The 15436-nt window shown below is 67.2% G+C and carries 13 protein-coding genes; 4 read left to right on the top strand and 9 right to left on the bottom strand.

Features of this window, described 5'->3' with window-relative positions:
* Positions 1-136 precede the first annotated feature (136 nt).
* The 9 genes from virB11 to BLU08_RS06785 all read right to left on the bottom strand — a co-directional run bounded on the left by virB11 (position 137) and on the right by BLU08_RS06785 (position 8888).
* Positions 137-1174: a P-type DNA transfer ATPase VirB11 gene (gene virB11 / locus BLU08_RS06745; protein ID WP_369816836.1), complete on the bottom strand. Its 1038-nt coding sequence runs from the start codon at positions 1172-1174 to the stop codon at positions 137-139.
* A gap of 19 nt (positions 1175-1193) precedes the next feature.
* Positions 1194-2336: a TrbI/VirB10 family protein gene (locus BLU08_RS06750; protein ID WP_233996122.1), complete on the bottom strand. Its 1143-nt coding sequence runs from the start codon at positions 2334-2336 to the stop codon at positions 1194-1196.
* A 37-nt stretch (positions 2337-2373) separates the two neighbouring features.
* On the bottom strand, positions 2374-3189 hold the full coding sequence (locus BLU08_RS06755) for a TrbG/VirB9 family P-type conjugative transfer protein (protein ID WP_090197178.1): 816 nt from the start codon (positions 3187-3189) through the stop codon (positions 2374-2376).
* A complete protein-coding gene (locus tag BLU08_RS06760) occupies positions 3186-4397 on the bottom strand; it encodes a type IV secretion system protein (RefSeq protein WP_090197181.1) in 1212 nt (403 codons plus the stop codon). The genes BLU08_RS06755 and BLU08_RS06760 overlap by 4 nt, the downstream gene beginning before the upstream one ends.
* Positions 4394-6835, bottom strand: a complete 2442-nt coding sequence (locus BLU08_RS06765; RefSeq protein WP_090197184.1) for a VirB4 family type IV secretion/conjugal transfer ATPase — start codon at positions 6833-6835, stop codon at positions 4394-4396. The genes BLU08_RS06760 and BLU08_RS06765 overlap by 4 nt, the downstream gene beginning before the upstream one ends.
* A gap of 52 nt (positions 6836-6887) precedes the next feature.
* Positions 6888-7172 (bottom strand): type IV secretion system protein VirB3, encoded by a 285-nt coding sequence (locus BLU08_RS06770; protein ID WP_090197188.1) that lies wholly within the window; start codon positions 7170-7172, stop codon positions 6888-6890.
* A gap of 4 nt (positions 7173-7176) precedes the next feature.
* Positions 7177-7482: a TrbC/VirB2 family protein gene (locus BLU08_RS06775; protein WP_233996123.1), complete on the bottom strand. Its 306-nt coding sequence runs from the start codon at positions 7480-7482 to the stop codon at positions 7177-7179.
* Between the two features lie 43 nt (positions 7483-7525).
* The gene (locus BLU08_RS06780; RefSeq protein WP_090197191.1) at positions 7526-8206 is read right to left on the bottom strand and encodes a lytic transglycosylase domain-containing protein; all 681 of its coding nucleotides are present in this window, start codon (positions 8204-8206) and stop codon (positions 7526-7528) included.
* 262 nt (positions 8207-8468) lie between these two features.
* On the bottom strand, positions 8469-8888 hold the full coding sequence (locus BLU08_RS06785) for a hypothetical protein (protein WP_090197194.1): 420 nt from the start codon (positions 8886-8888) through the stop codon (positions 8469-8471).
* Between the two features lie 321 nt (positions 8889-9209).
* On the opposite strand from BLU08_RS06785, the gene BLU08_RS06790 reads away from it, so the two are divergent.
* The 4 genes from BLU08_RS06790 to BLU08_RS06805 all read left to right on the top strand — a co-directional run bounded on the left by BLU08_RS06790 (position 9210) and on the right by BLU08_RS06805 (position 15312).
* On the top strand, positions 9210-10763 hold the full coding sequence (locus BLU08_RS06790; protein WP_090197199.1) for a hypothetical protein: 1554 nt from the start codon (positions 9210-9212) through the stop codon (positions 10761-10763).
* A gap of 117 nt (positions 10764-10880) precedes the next feature.
* Positions 10881-12935 (top strand): TonB-dependent receptor domain-containing protein, encoded by a 2055-nt coding sequence (locus BLU08_RS06795; RefSeq protein WP_090197202.1) that lies wholly within the window; start codon positions 10881-10883, stop codon positions 12933-12935.
* A gap of 80 nt (positions 12936-13015) precedes the next feature.
* Complete coding sequence (locus BLU08_RS06800) at positions 13016-14386, top strand: IS1380 family transposase (RefSeq protein WP_090193770.1); 1371 nt, start codon at positions 13016-13018, stop codon at positions 14384-14386.
* Between the two features lie 209 nt (positions 14387-14595).
* Entirely contained in the window at positions 14596-15312 is a 717-nt protein-coding gene (locus BLU08_RS06805) for a TonB-dependent receptor domain-containing protein (protein ID WP_157674473.1), read from the top strand.
* The last annotated feature ends 124 nt before the right edge of the window (positions 15313-15436 follow it).

A 15436-nucleotide genomic window follows, 5' to 3' on the forward strand; every position in this document is an offset into this window, starting at 1 on the left:
GCTTTGGGGCGCAGCGAAGCGCCGCGCACCCCATGTTCGCATGGCGCGCGAGTGTAAATCACGAAAGGTGCGGTGTCACAAGAATGTCAGATAGGAACGGAAGGCCCCGGTTTCGGGTCCGGCCCCCGGACGCGCCTCACACGAGGCTGCGGCTATCGGCGATCTCGACGATGCCGCGCTTGCCGTTCGCATCCCGGCCCAGTTGCACCAGCACGTCGATCACGCTCGCGGCGTAGGCGATCGTGTCGGTGCGCGACAGGCCGATGCCGGTCTGCATCACCATCAGCGACAATTGTTCGAGCGCGCCCTTGAGCGAGTTCGCGTGGATGGTCGAGAAACTGCCCGGGTGCCCGGTGTTGATCGCACGCAGGAAGCTGACGCTTTCCGCGCCGCGCAGTTCGCCCAGAACGATGCGGTCCGGGCGCAGGCGGAGCGCGGCCTGGAGCAGTTCGTTCGCCGTCACCTTGGCTTCGCCCAGTTCGCCCTTGACCGCGACGAGGCCGATGGAATTTTCGCCCGGGAACTTGAGCTCGGGCGTGTCCTCGACCAGCACGACGCGTTCGTGCCGCGGGATCTCGCCCAGCATGGCGTTGAGGAAGGTCGTCTTGCCGGTGCTCGTCCCGCCGGAGATGAGGATCGTGCGGCGCTGCCGAATCGCCTCGCGCAGGTAGCGGATCGGCTGTTCCTGCGGATCGGGCATGGCCGGCGCGTGCGTGCCAACGAGCGGGCCGGTGTCGTAGGCGTCGAGCGGCAGGTCGAGCCTGCGGTGGCGGCGGATCGCCATGACCCAGTGACGCCGACTGGCGGGCGGCCCGCAGAACTGGATGCGCGCCCCGTCCGGCAGGGTCGCGCCCAGCAGCGGATGCTCGCGGTTGATCCCCTGGTGCGAAACGCGCGCGACCTGTTCGGCAAGGCGCTGCACGAGCCGGTCGTCGATCTCGGGCGTCTCGACCCGCTGCATTCCGGGGTTGGAAGCGTCTTCGATCCACAGCTCGCCCGGTCGGTTGACCATGATTTCGGTCACCGTGTCCTTCCGCAGCCACCGCCGGAAGGGGGCGAGATAGGCGTCGAGATAGACGCTGCGTTCGGAAAGGTCGGCGAGGCTGTCGCGCGGCACTTCCCCGTCGACCGGCTCGCTCGCCGGGCCGGAAAGGGGATGGATGTCCGCGCTCACTCGCTCTGCCCCGCCACGCTCAGTTCGAAACGGTGCTGAAATCGAGGTCGCGCGCGGTGAAGACGCGGATCGGCTCTCCCATCCGCACGCGGATCGTCGGGCTGATCTGCCCGTCGGCCTGGACCGCGGAGTTCGCCGCGTTCTGCGCGCCGCCCGCGACGATCACGCCGCCGACGCCGCCCGTCGCGAGCGCGCCGAGCCCGCCGACGACCGACAGCAGCATGGCCGAACCGAAGCGCTTGAAGAAATGGCTGTCGACATCGCCCGCAAGGCCCGTCGTCCCGTCGAAGGCGACCGCAGGCGAAGCGATGTTGATCGAGGCGCCGTCCGGGCGGATCAACCGGGTCCAGATGACGTAGGCGCGCTTCTGCCCCTGCTGGACGCCCGACTGGTACTGGCCGATCAGACGCGAGGAGCGGGGGATCAGCACCTTCTTGCCGTCGAAGCTGCGCACGTCCTGGCTCACCACGGCGCGGACGTAGCCGGGCACGTCGGTGTTGATCGCGGTTTCGAGCACGGCGGGGATCATCGTTCCCTGCGTCACCGTGGTCGTGGGATTGACCATCGCGCGGGCCTGCGCCGGCATTCCGCCGACGCCGCCGATGCGGCTGGCGAAGGCCGCCGCCGAACCGCCGGCCATCGCCTCCTCGCCGCCCGGCATCGCCTCGCCCGCAGCGGCCGCGTCGGCGGCCGGTTCGGCGAGGCGCATCGCGCTGGCCGCCGTGCTCGCGTCATAGACCATGGTCGGGCTCGCATAGGGGTTGGCCGCGCCGGCGGTTTCGGCCCCCGGATCGTTCGCGAGGATCGGCGCGGGCGCGGGATCGGGGCGCTCCTCCTGCGGTGCGGGCGTTTCCGCCGGGGCGGGGGCCGGATCGGGCGCAGCGGCCTGCGGCGGGGCGACCGCGGGATTGCCGATCGGTTCGGGCTCGGGCGTTTCGGGCGCGTTCATCGCCCAGAAGGTCGTCGCCCCGAGCGCGAGCACGATCAGCCCGCCCGCCGCGAGGCCGAGCCCGTCGGTCTTCGCCTTGCGGTCAGCTACGCCCGGAAAGGCGCTCCGGCTGGCGAGGTCGATGACCTCGGCGCTTTCCTGCTCGCGCGGATCGCCGTCCGCGCCCGTGGCGGTGTCACCCTTCTTCGGCGGCAGTCGCATGGCAAGGCGCATCAGTTCCTCTCCCCTTCAAGAGCATTGCGGAGCATGGTCACGAGCCCCTCCCCGTGCGTGCGCCGGCTTCGGCGCTGCGCGGGCGGGCCGGGCCGGTGTTGGTGAGCGTCGCGGCATTCTCGCCCGAGCGCAGGATGATCTGGCTGGGCACTTCGTCGAGCACGACGGTGTCGCCGCGCACGGTGAAATTGACCGCACCGATGTCCCCGCGTTCGTTGGCGACGAGGATCGCCGGGATCGGCTCGCCCGCGGGCCAGGTCAGGAACATCGCCTCGCCATCGTCATAGGCGCGTTCGGGCAGGAGGTCCTTGTCGCCGTCGGGCGTCCATTCCCAGTTGAGCAGCGCAGGGTCGACCACCGCGTAGGGATCGGTCGCGGCCGCCATCTCGAGCGCGTTCGCCTCCTCGCGCGCTTCCTCCTGGGCGGCAGCGGCAAGGCGGGCCTCGCGCTCGGCCTTCTCGGCCTCGGGATAGCGGAACTGCATGACGTAGAGCGGGTTGTTGCGCGGGCTCGCGATGAGGTCGAAGAGATAGGTCCGCTTGCTCGTCACCACGGTCATGTTGGTCGCGGCGGACGGTTCCAGCGGCTTCACGAAGAGGATCGACTGCGCCTTGTTCGGCTGGACCTGCCAGGCCTTGCTGTCGCCGATCGCGACGTTCTCGATCCGCTCGTCCTCGCGGAACTTGATCGTCGTCTGGACCCGCACCCGGCCGCGGATCGTGAAGACCTGCGCCTCGTCATAGGTGAGCGTGACCAGCCGCGAATCGCCCTCGGTGCCGCCGTCCTCGGCGAAGGCGGGGACGGGCGCGGCGAAACTCATCAGGGCAAGCGCAAGGGGAAGGGCGCGCTTCATCGGGGTGTCTCCGTTTTCGGGGCCGCGGCGCCTTTCGCGCGCTGCGGGGAAGATCGCGACGAGGCGGGCCGGAAGCGGTTGCCGATCCCGTGGGTGCGCGAGGCGGCCGGACCGCCCTCTCCCGCCCGGGTGCCACCGGAAGAGGCCGCATAGACGCGCGTCTCGCGCACCGTCCCGGGCTCGGCAGAGGTGCCGTAGTCGTTCGCGGGCGCGGCGGGGCGGATGCCGGCAACGTCGATCCGGCGCGGGGCCGCGCTCGCCGCCGGGGCGGCCGCGCTCCGCGCCGCGCCGGGCATCGCGGCGATCGCGCCGTCGCGGGCCATGCGGGTGGTGTCGATTCCCCGCCCGCTGCCGCTCGCCCGGGCGAGGCCGAACACCTGCCAGCCGGCCACCATCGTCGCCGCCACCTTCAGCGCCATGAACATCAGCGCCACGTGGACCGCGCCGACGAGGAAGAAGCCCATCGCCGCCTGCTGGTCGATCTCGCCCGGCGTCGCCACCAGCACAGCGAGGATCGGCACCGCGATCTCGAGCATGATCGTGCCGCCGAGCACCGCGAAGAGCGGCGCGAGGGCGAGCATGGTCATCCCCTTGAGCCAGCCGGTGAAGAGCCCGCGCGTGCCCTCGAACAGCGCCAGCACCACGAAGATCGGACCAACGGCAAGCAGCAGGGCGAGCCCGATCCGCGCCGTCACCAGCAGCCCGACCGTGCCCAGCAGCAGCAGCATCGCGCCGAGCCACATCATGCCCGGCGGCGAAAAGGCATTGATGTCGGTCTTCCCGCTTGATGCCTCCTGCACCGCGAGGAAGACGACGTCGAGCTTCTGCGCGAAGGTCGCCGTGGCCGACCCTTCCGACCCCGTCAGCGCCCCCGCGACCCAATCCGGCCCGAGCACGAAGAAGTTGTAGAACACGGTCGAGTAGGCGACGAAACTGGTGGCGAAGGAGAGGACGAGGCCGACCGTGAGGATCTTGGGCACGAGGTGCCGCACCGACAGGTTCGACCGGCCGAGCATCAGCGAAATGCCGAAGAAGGCGAAATAGAACACCAGCAGCGTGACGAGCACCGCGCGCATCTGCCCATCGTCGCCGAACAGCCGCCCGAAGGCCTGCTCGCTGACCTGGCTCGCGATGCAGTCGACCGCGGTCAGCGCGGCGGCGACGCCTGCGCCCATGTCCTGGGTGACGAGATCGCAGGAGGTCGTCATTCCGCCGCCTGCCACACCGGGTGCCCGTCCGCATCGACTTCGCCCGATCCGTCGGGCCAGGCGCGGTTGGTGAGCGCGGGAAACCACGCGCTCGGCTCGTCGCCGACCGCTTCGCGCAGCAGGTCGAGCCGCCTGACCGCCGATTCGCGGCCGGACAGGATCGTCAGCACCTCGGGCGCGCCCGACAGGTCGAGCCGCACGACGACGCTCGCATCGGGCTGGCGCACGAGGAAACAGCGCGAATGCGCGGGCAAGCTGCGGATCAGCGCGAGTTCGTGTTCGGTAAGGCCGAAACCGTCGCAGTAATCCTCGGGCCGTGCCCTCGAATTGGGCATGAAGACCATGGTCGCGGTCTGCTCCACCAATGCGGTGGAAATGCGGCTTTCGAGCGCGTCGCGCGCCGACTGGGTGGCGAAACCGACCAGGGCGTTGCGCTTCCTCAGCGTCTTGAGCCAGTCGCGGATGCGCGCGGCGAACACCTCGTCGTCCAGCGCCTTCCAGCCCTCGTCGATCAGGATCATGGTCGGCTGGCCATCGAGCCGTTCGTCGATGCGGTGGAAGAGATACATCATGACCGGCGTGCGCAGGCGCGGGTTTTCGAGCAGGGCGGTCATGTCGAAGCCGAGCACCCGCTCCTCGAGGTCGAGCGCGTCGCGCTCGTTGTCGAACAGCCAGGCGTGCTCCCCGCCCTCTCCCGAAGGGTCGCCGATCCATGCGCCCAGCCGGTCCGCGAGGTCGCCCGGTTCGGGCCGACGGGCGCCGGCGAGCAGTTCCTTGAAGTGGCGCAGGCGGCGCAGGCGCGAATCATTGGCATAGGCCGCATCCACCGCCGCGCTGATGGTCGCGTATTCCTCCGGCCCCTCGGCCTTGAGCAGCACGCCGAGCCAATCGCGCAGGAAGGCGCGGTTCGCCGCCGTATCGGGCAAGGCGAGCGGGTTGAAGCCGGTCGGCTCGCCCGGATTGATCCGGTCGTAGCGCCCGCCGATCCCGCGGATGAACAACTCCGCCCCGCGGTCCTTGTCGAACAGGATGGTGCGCGGGCGGAACTTCTGCGCCTGCGCGGCGAGGAAGTTCATCACCACGGTCTTGCCCGACCCCGACGGGCCGATCACGGAGAAATTGCCGAGGTCGCCGTGGTGGAAATTGAAGAAGAACGGCGTCGCGCTGGTCGTCTCCAGCAGGGTGACGGCATCGCCCCAGTGGTTGTTCGCCGCGCTGCCGAGCGCGAAGCCGTGGAAGGAGCCGAACCCCGCCATGTTCGCGCTCGAGATCAGCGCACGGCGCACGATGTAGTCCTCGTTGCCCGGGAACTGCGCCCAGAAGGCAGGTTCGAGATTGACGTCCTCGCGCACCGCGATCGCGCCCGTGTCGGCCAGCGCCGCGGCGCAGGCGGCGGCGGCATCGTCCAATCGCGGCAGGTCGCGCTCGCGCACCAGCACGGTCAGGTGATGGTCGCCGAACCCGACCGATCCCGCGCCGAGCGCATCGCGCGCGTTCATCATGTCGCTGCGTTCGGCCGCGGCCTCCTCGTCCACCGAACGCAGGCGGCGCAGCGCGAGGTCGATCCGCTCGCGCGCCGTGGTGCGCTCGTTCGGGGCATAGCTTTCGGTGACGACCATTTCGAACGGCAGGCGCAGGAGCGGGTCGAGCAGGCCGGGCGAAGTCGCCTCGGGATAGTCCTTGAGCCCGAGGATGGCGGCGAAATCGGGCGCACCGGACCCCCGCAGTTCCATCGCGTCGAGGCCGAAGCTCGCCCGGCGATAGGGCAGCATGTGGCCGATATCGACATCGTCATTGGGCCGCCGCACGGGGCGCATCTCGCCGTTGTAGAGCGCGGAGAGAAGCTCCAGCATCTCCGAATTGATCCCGCCCGAAGGCGAGGTGTAGTCCGCCAGCACGCTCGCCCCGTAGGCCGACAGCGAAGCGACGAGGCCGGTGATCGCGCTCTTGAGGGTGCGGATGTCCTTGGGATCGGCTTCCAGTTCCTCCTGCCCGCGGCGGCTGAAGAACCGGGCGGCGCGTTCGGGCAGGCCGGTCTTGCCGCGCGCGGGGCGGCGGATCAGGGTGACGAACTGGTCGTTGATGAACAGCGACCCGCCCGCGAGCCGCTCCTTCCAGCGCGCGTCGATGTGGCGCGACAGGGGATCGTCGAATTCGGCTTCGAGCTCGACCTCGACCCGGCGGCGGATGACGTGGTGGTAAAGCACGAACCGCGCGTCCAGCGTCGAACGCAGCATCACCTCGCGCGTCGCGGCGTGGGCGTTGAGCGCGTCGGAATCCTCGGTCTCGAAGAGGAGGCCGGGGACCTGGATCGCGCTCATCACCGAGCCGTCGCGCAGCAGCACGGTGCTCTCGTCGACGAGGCGGGCATAGGGCAGGCGGTCGCCGACGCGCGCTTCCTTCGCGCTCCAGGCGGCGGGTCCGATCCATTTCACCATGTGCGGGCCTCCTCGGGATGGCCGGTGCCGATAAGGCGCGTCACGTCATCGATCATGGGGCGTAACTGTTGCAGCCCCAGCGCTTGTAGTTCGCAATGCGCGGGCATTTCGAAACCTTGGTGATCCACAGGTCGAAGATACGCGGTTCGCGCAGGGACGCAAAATAGCCGATGGCGTGCATCACGAAAGGTACGGGCACGATCCACCAGCTGTCGAGAATCAGGAAGGTGATCGTCGTCACCATCATGTTGATGATGAAGAAGTTGAGCGTCACCCCCGCGAACATCTGGGGCCGCGTCAGGGTCCGGTGGACGGGATGGCGGACGAGCGCGGTCACGGCGTCAGAACGTCGCCATCGTGTTGACGAGCCGCGGCGCGCCGAAGATGATGAAAACGCCGATGATGACCGTGCCGCCATAGCGCCAGTTCATCCGGCCCGTCAGCATCATGAAGCCGACCCCCGCCACCGCCATCACGGCGAGACTGGTCGCGATCGGCCCCAGCAGCAGGTTCTGCATCCACAGCAGTGCATCGGTGATCGGGCTTTCCGAGCGCGCCGCCTCGGTCTGGGCGGAGGCCGCGGCGGGCATCAGGATGAGCGCGAGAAAGGCCGCGATGCGGGCCGGGAAGGTCGTGAGCGAATTCATCGGGTGTTCCATCATGCTTGAAGATTGCGTCCGGTCCCGCGCCTCAATCGGCCGGGCGGGAATGACTGGCGAGACGGCCCATGATCGCGGCCACGTAGAGCTTCGTCTCGCGGATGTCGGGGATGCCGCCGGCCCGTTCGACCCGGCCCGGCCCGGCATTATAGGCGGCGAGCGCCTTCTCGAGGTCGCCGTCGAACCGGTCGAGCTGTTCGCGCAGGTAACGCGCCCCGCCCTCGAGATTGGCCTCCGGATCGTCCGGATCGACCCCGAGATAGCGCGCCGTGCCGGGCATCAGCTGCGCGAGCCCGCGCGCCCCCGCGGGCGATACGGCGTTGGCGCGCCAGCGACTCTCCTGCCACACCACCGCTTCGAGCAGGGCGGGCGAAAGGTCGAAACGGCGCGCGACCTCGTGCACCTTCCGGGCATAGGCCGCGGGAATCGCGGCGGCGTGGGCGGCGGGATCGGCGATGATCGTGCCGGGGATGTCTCCGCCCGGGGAAGCGTCGGCAGCGTAGGCCGCGGACAATTCCTCGCCTCCGGAACCTTTTCCGGAGGCGAGCGCTCCATCGGGGATCGCTTCGGACAGGGGCAGACCGCCGGCGACCCAGCGGGCGCCGTTCTCGTCCACTTCCATCACGTCCGCCTCGGCGGCGACGCCGGTGAGGGCGACGACGGCGACGACGGCGGCTTCCAGGCCCAGCCTGCTCGCACGGGCGAGAATCATCCGGGGATCCTCCAATCAGTCCCTCAATCAGCCCCCAAGCCCGTCCCCATGTCGATGATTGATGACAGGCGGGTGACAGAGACGCGAACTCTCGGAAAACACCTACTTCAAACCCGCGCGGATTTCGCGCCTTTTCTCGGCCTTCCCTTGCTCCCCGCGCTTCCTTTACGCCCGCGCGCGGACGGCCATTAAAAAAACCGGGGCAAGGCATGGCGCCCTGCCCCGGTCTTCGCGAATCCGGCAATCCGGTTGTCGGCGCGCTTCAGTCGCGCAGCGAAAGCGTGTCCCGCGGCGCGGCATCGGCCGGGCGAAATTCGCCGTCGCGCAGCATCCTCAGGGCCTTGCGCGCAAGTCGGCGCGAATCGGTTTCCTCGCCCGAAGCGGTCCGCAGCAGCACCACGTCGTCGCTGGCGAGCGCGGCCCTGAACAGGTCGGCCGCGCGCTCCTCGTCGCCCGCCTGGGCGCGGGCGATGCCGAGATTGATGAGGATCGCCGGATCGTCGGGCGCAGCAGCGCGCTCGCGCTCGAGCAGCCGGATCGCCTCGTCCTTCCGCCCCTCGGAGAGCGTATCGGCGGCGAAGGCGTCGGCAGCACCGGCTTCGCTTGCATATTGTGCATGAGCGGGCACGGCGAGCGCTAGGGCGAATGCCCCGGTAGCGAGTGTGGTTTTCAAAAGGGCCATGTCATGTCTCCTTATCCCTGCCACACAGGGTGAAGCATGAGTCCCTGAAATGCAATATAACTGTAACATTGTCATAAAATCGCAATCTTTTCGGATTTACCGTCGAGATTTCAGTGACATAGCAGCATCACAGCCGACGCCACCCCGCGCCGGGCGACGACAAGTTCTGGTCATATTTGTCTTTCTTCAGTCATATGACAACAATTTCACGCTGGCTGTCATGATGAAAGAATAATGTCACGCAGTCCCCCTAGCGACCTCGTTGCGCATTCAAACGAGGCGCTTTTGTTCGATTCTCGGTTTTTGAGGGGACCGCTCGCTGTGAAAAACATTCAACGCACTCTCGTCCTTGGTTGCAGCCTGGTCGCTCTGGCTGGCTGCGGCGCGGACGAAATCGTCTCGCCCGGCACCAGCGGCGACATCATCATCAACAATCCGGCGCCGACGCCGACTCCCACGCCGACCCCGACGGGCGGCCCGACGGTCACCCCGGCATCCGGCTGCCCGACGATCAACTCGACCGGCGGCCTGACCGATGCCGGCACGATCTCCGGTCCGACCGGCGAATATCGCGTCTGCGAACTGCCGGGCGATTTCGACGCCGACGACGAGCTGCCCTACGTTCCCGGCCTGCTCTACGCGATGAACGGCCGAGTCGATGTCGGCTCCGACCAGGGCTTCAACAGCACCGGCACGGAAGTCACGCTCGGCATCGAGCCCGGCGTGATCATCTACGCCGTGACCGGCCGCTCCTTCATCGTCGTCAACCGCGGCAACGCGATCGAGGCCGACGGCACCGCCGACAACCCGATCATCTGGACCAGCCGCGACAACGTGCTCGGCCTCACCGACGACGATTCGGACCAGCAGTGGGGCGGCGTCGTGCTGCTCGGCCGCGCGCCGACTTCCGACTGCTCGACCGGCGTGTTCAACACGGCCGCGGACCCGGAAGCCAACCCGCAGTGCGAACAGCTTGTCGAAGGGACCACGACCTCGACCGTTTTCGGCGGCACCGACGATGACGACAGCACCGGTTCGATGACCTTCAACCAGATCCGCTACTCGGGCTTCGCGCTCGCTCCGGGCGACGAGCTCCAGGCGCTCACCACCGGCGCGATCGGTTCGGGCACCAGGCTCGGCAACATCATGTCGTTCAACAGCTCGGACGACGGCGTCGAGTTCTTCGGCGGCACCGTCAACATGCGCAACCTCGCGGTCGTCGGCGCTTCGGACGACTCGATCGACTCCGACACCGGCGCCCAGGCCGCGCTCCAGAACGTGATCGTCGCCCAGCGTTCGAACACCGGTGACAGCGTCATCGAACTCGACAGCCCGCCGGACGACTACTCGACCGAGGCGATCCCGCGGAGCGTGCTTTCGGTGGTGAACTTCACCTTCATCCATAACTCGGCCACCGGCCAGGTCGTGCGCGCCCGCGGCGGTTCGCGCATCCGTCTCGCCAACGGCGTGATCCAGGCCAAGGGGACCCCCTGCGTCCGCATCGACCAGCCGGAAACCCTGGCGGCCGGGCCGACCTTCAACTCGATCCTCGGCGACTGCTCGGATTCCGAGCCGCTGCGTGCCACCGACGGCGCGTCGCTCACCGACCTGGAGGCGATCTACAACGACGCCGACGCCGACAACACGGTCGATACGGACGTGACCTTCACCGACCTGTTCTTCTTCGATGCTGGCGATGCCCCGACGTTCGACGTGACCGGTCTGTCGAGCTTCTTCGAGGAGGCCGACTACATCGGCCCGCTCGAAAGCGCCGATGACGATCGCTTCGTGGGCTGGACCTGCGACTCGAGCATCCTCGACTTCGGTTCGGGCTCGGCGTGCACGTCGCTTCCGATCCGCAACGGTGAGGGCTGACACGCGTCGGCACATTTGGCGGAGGCGCCGCGCTTCTGGCGCGGCGCCTCTCCGATCGCACAACATGGCCGCAACGGCCACGCGAGTTCAGGACCTAAAATGAGGGGGTCTAGCATTATGTCGACCGGCAAGCGCCTGGCAGGGCTGCTGCTTCTCACCAGTTCACTCACCTTCCCGACGTTTGCCCACGCGCAGGATCAGGGAACCCCACAGGGCAACGAAGACGCGGAGGATCCCCTGCTCGAGGCCGTCGGCGCCGCGCAGGAAGAAGAATACGACGAACCCGAAGTCTCGATCCCCGGCGGCGGCATCATCGTCACCGGGCGGCGCTCCCGCGATCCGGTGCGCGGTTCGACCCAGGTGCTCAACGTGCTGACCACCGAAGACATCGCGCGGACCGGCGAAGGCGACATCGCCGGCGCCCTGTCGCGCGTCACCGGTCTCAGCGTCGTCGGCGAGGGGCGCGTCTTCGTCCGCGGCCTCGGCGATCGCTACTCGCTCGCGCTCCTCAACGGCCTCCCCCTGCCGAGCCCGGAACCGCTCAGCCGCGTCGTTCCGCTCGACATCTTCCCGACCAACGTGATCGCCTCGAGCCTTGTCCAGAAGACCTATTCGGCCAACTATCCCGGCGAATTCGGCGGCGGCGTCATCAACCTCACCACCCGCGCCATCCCCGTCGAGAACTTCCTCACCGTCTCGATGAGCGGGGAATACGACAGCGAAACCACGTTCGAAAACGGCCTGACCTATTTCGGGTCGGACTGGGACTCGTTCGGTTTCGACAATGGCAACCGCGACATCCCGTCCTTCCTCCAGCAGGCGATCGACAGCGGAATTCCGTTCGACCAGCTGCCGCTCGACGCGACGCCGGGCGATCCCAATGCCCTGACGAAGGAAGCGATCGCGGGACAATTGCTGCCGACCAACCTCGTCACCCTGCAACGCCAGGACAGCCTGCCGGCGAACATGTCGGCCAACCTTACCGGCGGCGCTTCGTTCGAAATCGGCGATGGCACCTATCTCGGCATCATCGCCACCGCCGGCTACCAGAACCAGCGGCAGAACCGCAGCGTGCGCAACCAGCGCGCGAGCATCGACGATTTCTCCTTCGTGACCGAAGATTCGACGAACTTCATCACTGACGAGAACGTGCTCGTGAACGGCCTGCTCAGCTTCGGTCTCGACTTCGGCGAGAACACGATCCGCTGGACCAACCTCTACATCCGCGACACGCTCAAGACCGCGCGCCTTGCCGAGGGCTTCGACGTGACGCTCGGCTCGCAGGCCGGTGCGGACCTCCTGCGCCAGCGCACCGCCTGGTTCGAACGGCAGCTGATCGACACCCAGCTCGTCGGCGAATTCGAGTTCGGCGACGGGGCGTTCCAGCTCGACACCCGCGCGGGCTATGCCCGGACCGACCGCGAGGCGCCGTTCAACACGCAGATCCTCTATGCGCGCTCGAACGACACCACCCCGGACGAACCCGCGGATTCGTTCCGCAACGTGCTCGGCTCCAACTTCATCGCCTATTTCGACGGCAACAACGAGTTCTTCAACCAGACGGTCAGCTTCGACGACCTGAAGGAAGAGAACTATGCCGCGGGCGTCGACCTCACCTGGTCGGGGATCGACAGTTTCGACCTCACCGTGGGCTATGCCTATTCGGACACTGATCGCCGTTCGGAAAGCCGCATCTACTCGCCGCTGATCCGCCCGGACCTGCGGACCGACGTCGATATCGAACCGGCCATCCTCGGCCTGCGCAAGCCGGGTGACATCATCAACGGGGCGACCATCGCCGGGTTCAACGTCGACGTGCTCGATTTCGTCGACTTCCCGGTGTTCGACGCCCTGCTCGAGGTGCACGGGGCCTATGGCCAGGCGCGCTGGCTCCCGACCGACACGATCACCGTCGATATCGGCGTGCGCTACGAGGATGCGACCCAGCGGGTAACGCTGCCCGAAGGTCAGGCGACCACGCTGCCGGTCGAGACCAACCTGGAAAACGACTACTTCCTGCCGGGCGGCACGATCACCTGGGAAGTTGTTCCCGACCTCCAGCTGCGCGTCGCGGCCTCGAAGACGATCGCCCGTCCCCAGTTCCGCGAACTGGTCGACCAGATCTACTTCGACCCGATCTCTAACCCGGATTATTCACCGGCGGTGGTCTGACGGGTTGGCGGGAGTGGCGTAAGCATTTGCATTGTTGTAGGAATGTGGTTGCTTAAGCCAGACCTGCAACGGGGCAAAATATGCCACAGACCACACCCGCCGGATGCGATGATAGCGCGTCCGTATTTTCGTTTCCAGCAGTGCGCGGCAAGAAGGTCACAGCTGCGTTTGACGGCGGCAGGCTGACCTCGGATGGCGGGGTCCTGGTGCTGGCTCAGGCCGAGCGCATGATGGGGCTCTGCCAGCGGCTTGCGGCGTGTATTGCCGATCCGCGCGATCCTGCTCGGGTGGTTCATCGGCTTGAAGATATCCTGCGCGCGCGGATGTTCGCGATCGCCTGCGGCTATGAGGATGCCGATGATCTCGACGCTCTGCGCGATGATCCGGGCTTCCGCCTTGCGCTGGGCAAGCTGCCGGGATCGGGTGCGGGGTTGGCCAGCCAACCGACGATGAGCCGCTGGGAGAATGCGCCGAGCACGCGCGAGCTGGCAAAGATGCTGGGGATCATGATCGACATCTACTGCGCCAGCTACCCCACTCCGCCGGCGGCGGTGACGCTGGATATCGATGACACCTGCGACGTCGTGCACGGCTATCAGCAACTCTCCTTCTGGAACGGACATCATGGGGAGCGCTGCTTCCTGCCGATCCATGTCTACGACACGGCAACGGGCCGGCCGGTGGCGATGCTGCTGCGCACGGGCAAGACGCCTTCTGGCAAGGAGGCGGCAGGGCATATCCGGCGTCTGGTGCGCCATCTTCGCCGCCACTGGCCTGATACCCACATCACCATCCGCGGTGACGGGCATTATGGACGGCCCGAGGTCATGGCCTTCTGCGAGGCGGCCCATGTCGATTACGTGTTCGGTCTGCCGACCAACGCCGCGCTGCGCGCTGATCCGGTTATCGTCACTGCCGCCGATGCCTGCGCGGTCCGCCGCGCCGAGTGCCAACTCCCGGTCCTGCGCAGCTATGCCGAGACCCGCTACGGCGCGAAGAGCTGGAACCGCCAGCGCCGCGTCGTCGCCAGGATCGAGGCCAGCACGCTGGGCATGGATATCCGCTATGTCGTCACATCGCTAACCCAAGGCTCGGCTGAATACATCTATGACACGCTCTACTGTGCGCGCGGGCAGGCCGAGAACTTGATCAAGCTGCACAAGACCCAGCTGGCCAGTGACCGCACCTCGTGCCGGTCGGCGAACGCCAACCAGATGCGCCTGATCCTGCACACCGCTGCCTACTGGCTGCTGTGGCGCGTTCAGCAGGCGATCCCAAAGACCACCGCTCTGGCAAAAGCCGAGTTTACGACCCTGCGCCTGCGGCTGCTCAAGGTTGCTGCCCGCGTCATGGAAAGCGCCACCCGAATCCGCGTAGCGTTCGCCTCTGCGTGCCCCGATGCCGATCTGATGCGTGCCATCGTTCTCGCGCTCAAGCCTGCGCCGACGTAGCGGGCGCGGCAGTGCCGCAGAAACCCCGAGCCAAGTCCTTCAACCAGAAAAGCCCATCGATCACAGCGCGGTGAAACAGACGCCAGCGGTGCCGCACGCCCGCTCTACGCCGCCGCACGCAGCAGTGGCGTCAAGCTCGCGCCGAGAGGCGCCCAACCGCATCGCCGTGAATAAGAGAGGCTAACCGCGATTTCCGTGGTAACGCGCAGTTGATCGACTCCGAGTTCCTGAACCTCGAAGGCCGTGCGGAATATTACTTCGGCGGACGCAACCGCGTCAGCCTCGCCGGCTTCTACAAGGACATCGAGAACCCGATCGAACCGATCATCCTCGGCGGTTCGGGCACCGGCGACCTGACGACGACCTATGCCAACGCGCCCGAGGCGACGCTTTACGGCGCCGAACTGGAGCTCGTCTACGGCTTCGATCTCAGCAACTGGGGCGGTTTCTTCGAAACCAAGGAACTGCTGGTCATCGCCAACTACACCTACACCGACTCCGAGCTGTCCATCCCCGATGCGAACGCGCTCGTCCCGACCGTTGTCGGCGACGTTCCGGTGTCGATCGTGTTCGAGGAAGGCAACCCGCTGGTCGGCCAGTCGGACCACGTTGCCAACTTCCAGATCGGCTTCGAGGATTTCGACAAGACGCAGCAGGCCTTCCTGCTCTTCAACTATGCGAGCGAACGGGTCACGACCCGCGGTTTCGCCACGCCGGACGTGATCGAGAACCCGGGTCTGGTCGTCGACTTCGTCACCCGTTCCGACCTCGACGCGCTGGGCCTTCCGCTCCAGCTCAGCCTCGAGGTGCGCAACATCTTCGGCCGGGACAATTTCGAGTTCCTCGAAAACGAGACCGGCCGGATCGAGGTGAACACCTTCGAAGTCGGCACCCGCTTCCAGATCGGCCTGCAGGCGAAGTTCTGACCCCTGTCGAACCGGGAAAGCCGCGGCGCGCGAGGCGTGCCGCGGCTTTTTCCGTTTTCGCATAGGCCCTACCCCTCCCCTCACCAGACGCCGAGGTGCCGGTGGCGACGCGCTGGCCGTCGCA

Origin of the sequence: Erythrobacter sp. HL-111 (assembly GCF_900105095.1) — a bacterium.
Taxonomy (GTDB): domain Bacteria; phylum Pseudomonadota; class Alphaproteobacteria; order Sphingomonadales; family Sphingomonadaceae; genus Erythrobacter.